The sequence below is a fragment of the Clostridium lamae genome, from assembly GCF_033043255.1.
Taxonomy (GTDB): Bacteria; Bacillota; Clostridia; order Clostridiales; family Clostridiaceae; genus Clostridium; species Clostridium lamae.
This window is the reverse complement of record NZ_JASCQJ010000082.1, coordinates 1-1,468: the sequence shown is the minus strand read 5'-3', so window position 1 is coordinate 1,468 and position 1,468 is coordinate 1. Positions and strand designations below refer to the sequence as shown.

At 29.2% G+C, this 1,468-nt stretch carries 1 protein-coding gene; it reads left to right on the top strand.

Features of this window, described 5'->3' with window-relative positions:
• The first annotated feature begins 94 nt into the window (after positions 1–94).
• Positions 95–1,425 (top strand): IS3 family transposase gene (locus tag QK892_RS18345; RefSeq protein ID WP_317274989.1). Its coding sequence is split into 2 segments (ribosomal slippage): positions 95–476 and positions 476–1,425, totalling 1,332 coding nucleotides; the frame shifts between segments, so codons are not numbered across the junction.
• Positions 1,426–1,468 lie beyond the last annotated feature (43 nt).

The following is a 1,468-nucleotide window of genomic DNA, read 5'->3' as shown; positions in this document are numbered from 1 at the left end:
TAAAATGTACCCTATAGAGTAGACACGATAAAAAAAGTCTACTCTATAGGTTTTTTCTGTTTATAATAGAGTTATATAGTTAGGAGTGAATAAAATGAGTAAAAAATTATTTTCAAATGAAGATATAGAGATACTTTCTAAGAATAAATATGTTAAAAATATTAGTGAAAGAGGAATTACATATACTGATGAGTTTAAAAGATTATTTATTTCTGAAAATGCAAAAGGTAAATTCCCAAGGGATATATTTGCAGAGTGTGGTTTTGATGTCAATATAATTGGTTTAAAAAGAATAAAATCATCTGGCAGCAGATGGCGCTCCGCATTTCGAAGAAATGGTGTTGAACAATTACAAGATACTAGAAAATATAATACAGGTAGACCAACTCAAAAAGAAATATCTTTAGAAGAAAAGTATGAGAAGTTACAAGCAAAACTAAAACTTCTACAGGCTGAAAATGAACTTCTAAAAAAGCTAGAAATGTTAGAAAGGGGTGTGAAACAAAGGAAATAACAGTGCTAGCAAGTGAGAAGTATAAGATTATAAAGTCTATTATTACTAAATATAAATTTAAAAATATGATTAGTTATATGTGTAAGATTTCAGGAGTTTCACGCTCGGGATATTACAAGTATTTTTCATCTACAACCGTGAAGAAACGTGAATCTAATGAAGTTAGAGATTTACATAGCAAAGAAAATATTTTGAAGGCTTATACCTTTAAAAATCGAAAAAAAGGTGCTAGACAAATTAAGATGACATTAAAAAATCACTTTGGTATTAACTATAATTTAAAGCGTATAAGAAGAATAATGAAAAAATACAATATTATTTGTCCTCATAGAAAAGCTAATCCGTATAGAAGAATGATGAAGGCTACAAAAGAGCATACAGTCTTACCTAATTTGTTAAATAGAGAATTTAAACAAGAATCTCCAGGCAAAGTATTGCTAACTGACATATCTTATCTATTTTTTCAAAATGGCCAAAAGGCTTATTTGTCGACCATTTTAGATGCTTCTACAAATGAAGTCCTGTCTTATAATGTTTCAAAAAGTCTAAAAATAGATATAGTAACGAATACAATAGATAAACTAATAGAAAATAACAGGAATATTCTTAGAGAGGATTCATTTATTCATTCGGATCAAGGAGCTCATTATACTAGCCCAATATTTCAAAATAAAGTTAAAAAGAATAAATTATCACAGTCTATGTCTAGACGCGGGAACTGCTGGGACAACGCCCCGCAGGAATCATTTTTTGGACACCTAAAGGATGAAGTTAATATAAAGGCATGTGAAACCTTTGAAGAACTAATTGAAGAAATAGACGACTACATAGATTATTATAATAATTTCAGAGGACAATGGAATTTAAAAAAGATGACTCCTGTTCAATACAGAAATCATCTTTTATATTAGGCCTACTCTTTTTTTAACTGTCCTTGACAAAGGGTACAGTTTA